Consider the following 3,277-nt stretch of genomic DNA (forward strand, 5'->3'; position numbering starts at 1 on the left):
GCCAACACATCCCCTCAACACGACACTCGATCACCCTGGCGCGGGGTGGAGCAGCCCGGTAGCTCGTCAGGCTCATAACCTGAAGGTCACAGGTTCAAATCCTGTCCCCGCAACCAAACCTCATATCCCACATAAGCCGGCTCGCCCAACGCGAGCCGGCTTTTTCGTGCGCACTGGAATCCTTGAGCCCATGCGGACCCTGCGTGTCATCGGAATCGGCACCGGCGACCCGGAGCACCTCACCCTTCAGGCCGTGCAGGCGCTGGCCGACGTCGACGTCGTGTTCGTCCTCGACAAAGGGGCCGACACGGACGACCTCGTCGCCCTCCGCAGCACGATCTGCGCCCGGCACATCCGGGACGACTATCGCCTGGTCGTGGCGCAGGACCCACCACGCGAGCGCCGGCCTGCGGATTACGCGGCCACGGTCGAGGCCTGGCACGCAGCCCGCGCCGACCTCCTAGGCGGCCTGATCGCGGCGAATCTCGGGGCAGGGGAGGTCGGCGCCTTCCTGGTCTGGGGCGATCCGGCGCTCTACGACAGCACCCTGCGCATCTTGGAGCGCATCCTCGCCCGCGACGCGGGCGCCTTCGCCTACACGGTGATTCCCGGTATCTCCAGCGTGCAGATGCTGGCCGCCGCCCACCGCATCCCGCTGAACCGGATCGGCGGCGCCGTCCACATCACCACCGGACGGGCGATCGCCGACGGCCTGCCGGAGGGCGTCGGCAGCGTGGTGGTGATGCTCGACGCCGACCCGCGCTTCGACCACCTCGATCCGGACCTGACAATCCATTGGGGGGCCTATCTCGGCTCGCCGGACCAGCTCCTGATCGCCGGCCGGCTCGGCACGGTCGGCCCGGAAATCCGCCTCCAGCGCGCCGCCGCGCGCTCGCGCCACGGCTGGATCATGGACGTCTACCTGCTGCAGGCGCCCTGATCCGGGGCGGGCGCGGCGAACGGGCCACGGACGCGTCCGCCTGCGTGCGTTAGAGCCAGCCCATGCTAACCTTGCGACCCTACCAGCGTGCCAGCCTCGACGCGCTTGCCGCCGCCTGGAGCGGGGCAGGGGGCCAGCCTCTGCGTGCCGGCCTGATCGTGCTGCCGACCGGCGCCGGCAAGGCGCTGGTGATCGCGGCGCTCGCGCGCGAGACGCTGCAGGCCGATCCCCTCGCCCGCATCGTCGTCGTCACCCACAGCCGGGAGCTGATCGCCCAGAACTTCGCCGAGCTCACCGGCTACTGGCCCGAGGCGCCGGCGGGAATCTTCTCCGCCGGCCTCGGGCGGCGGGAGGCGGCGGCGCAGGTCCTGGTCTGCGGCATCCAGTCGGTGGCCGACCGGCTCGACGCGATCGGCCCGCGCGACCTCGTCGTCGTCGACGAGGCCCATCTGATCCCGCGCTCGGCCGAGACCCGCTACGGGCGCTTCCTCGCCGGCCTGCGGGCGCTGCGGCCGGAGCTTCGCGTCGTCGGCTTTACCGCGACGCCCTACCGGCTCGACAGCGGGCGCCTCGACGAAGGCGCGGGCCGGATCTTCGAGGGTATCGTCTACGAGGTCGATGCCGGCGACCTGATCGGGCAGGGTTATCTCTGTCCGCTCCTGTCGAAGGCGACCCTGACTGCCCTCGACGTGGCCGGCGTGGGCAAGCGCGGCGGCGACTACATCCCGAGCCAGCTCGAGGCCGCGGTCAACCGCGAGTGGATCACCCGCGCCGCGGTCGAGGAGATGGTCGGCTACGGCCGCGAGCGCCGGGCCTGGCTCGCCTTCTGCGCCGGGCTCAGCCACGCGGACGCGGTGCGCGACGCGATCCGCGTGGAGGGCTATTCCTGCGAGGCGATCTCCGGCGAAACCCCGCGGCGCGAGCGCGACCGCATCGTCGCGGCCTTTCGCGCCGGGCGGATCCGCTGCCTGACCTCCGTCGGCGTGCTCGCCACCGGCTTCAACGTGCCGGAGGTGGATCTCATCGCCCTGCTCCGCCCGACGCAGAGCACCGGGCTCTACGTGCAGCAGGTCGGGCGTGCCCTGCGGAACGCGCCGGGTAAGCGCGACGCGCTGATCCTCGACTATGCCGGCCTGGTGCGGATGCACGGCCCGGTTGACGTGGTCACCGCGCGCACCGCCGCCGCGGTGAAGGGCAGGGAAGGGCTGGCGCGGGCCAAGCCCTGCCCCGGCTGCGGCGCGCTGATCGCGCTCAACGCCTCGACCTGCGAGCCCTGTTGGATCGAGCCGGAGGACGCGGAGGATGTCGCCCGGCACGAGGCCGCAGCCGACGGCGAACTGCCGATCCTGTCGGAGCGCGCGGACGGCTGGCAGGCGGTCTCGGATTGGCGCGTCGAGCGCGGGGCGGACGGCCTCGATATCGTGCTGCGCTGCCCGGCCGGCACCCACCGCATCCGGCTCGCGCTGGAGCGGACGGGATTCGCCCGCGACAAGGCGGTGCAGTGGTGGCGCGGGCTCGGCGGCGGCCGCGCCGCGCCGATGGACGCGGCCGAAGCGCTGGAGCGCCGCGACGAGCTCGTTTGCCCGGCGGCGATCCGAATCCGCCCGAGCGGCCGCGCCTCGGAGGAGGTGGCCTGCCGCTTCGCCGACGGGCGCGTCGTCTCCGACATCCGCCGCCTGGCGGACGCGCTGGCCGCGTGACACAGGCGAGGCCGGGGAGGGGGCTCGGACCGCCCTCGCCCGCCGCTCGTCGGACGATCTCACTGCCGATTGCCGGGCTGATCACAGAGACGGTCCGATTGGCATGCCAGATGGGTCGGGACCGGACGAATACCCCCTCACCCCAGGATATCGCCCCTCTATGTTCCATAATATATCTTATGCGAATGACGGAAGTGCTATTGGAGGGCAGGTTTCCGCCCCCGTTTCGGCGCCGATTCCGTCGGCCGGCGGCGGGGTTCAGCGCACGGTGACGCGCACGTCGGACTCGTAGCCGGTGCCGTCCGCGTTGATGACGAAGATGCGGAAGGTGTCGACGCCCTCGAACCCCTCCTCCGAGGTGTAGGTCAGCTTCACCCCCGGCACCTTGCGGGCGTTGCAGGCGGCCAGCGTCGACCCGACCCCGTAGCGGGGAAACGAATCCGCCGGCGCGACGTCGATCGCCCCGTGCCGGGGCTGGTCCAGGGTCCGGATCACCACCGGGCCTTGCGAGGAGCAATCCGGGAACAGCGAGGTGAAGAACGCGATCGTGCGGGCCTCGCCCTTGGGCACCACCCGTGCCATCGGAAACGAGGCCGGAGGCGGGGGTTGGGGCGAGGCCCGCACGATCGCGTTCTTC

The 3,277-nt window shown here is 71.7% G+C and carries 3 protein-coding genes and 1 tRNA gene; 3 read left to right on the top strand and 1 reads right to left on the bottom strand.

Annotated elements, in window-relative coordinates; genetic code table 11:
• Window positions 1–39 precede the first annotated feature (39 nt).
• The 3 genes from FV229_RS26090 to FV229_RS26100 all read left to right on the top strand — a co-directional run bounded on the left by FV229_RS26090 (window position 40) and on the right by FV229_RS26100 (window position 2,640).
• Window positions 40–116, top strand: a tRNA-Met gene (locus FV229_RS26090).
• Window positions 117–190: 74 nt separating this feature from the next.
• Entirely contained in the window at window positions 191–940 is a 750-nt protein-coding gene (gene cobF / locus FV229_RS26095) for a precorrin-6A synthase (deacetylating) (protein ID WP_147754703.1), read from the top strand.
• 62 nt (window positions 941–1,002) lie between these two features.
• A complete protein-coding gene (locus tag FV229_RS26100) occupies window positions 1,003–2,640 on the top strand; it encodes a DEAD/DEAH box helicase (RefSeq protein WP_147754704.1) in 1,638 nt (545 codons plus the stop codon).
• 258 nt (window positions 2,641–2,898) lie between these two features.
• Here FV229_RS26100 and FV229_RS26105 read toward each other — a convergent pair.
• Window positions 2,899–3,277, bottom strand: a 379-nt coding sequence (locus tag FV229_RS26105; RefSeq protein ID WP_210246630.1) for a hypothetical protein, incomplete at its 5' end; no start/stop codon positions are given.

The sequence above is a fragment of the Methylobacterium sp. WL120 genome (genome assembly GCF_008039465.1).
Lineage (GTDB): Bacteria > Pseudomonadota > Alphaproteobacteria > Rhizobiales > Beijerinckiaceae > Methylobacterium > Methylobacterium cerastii.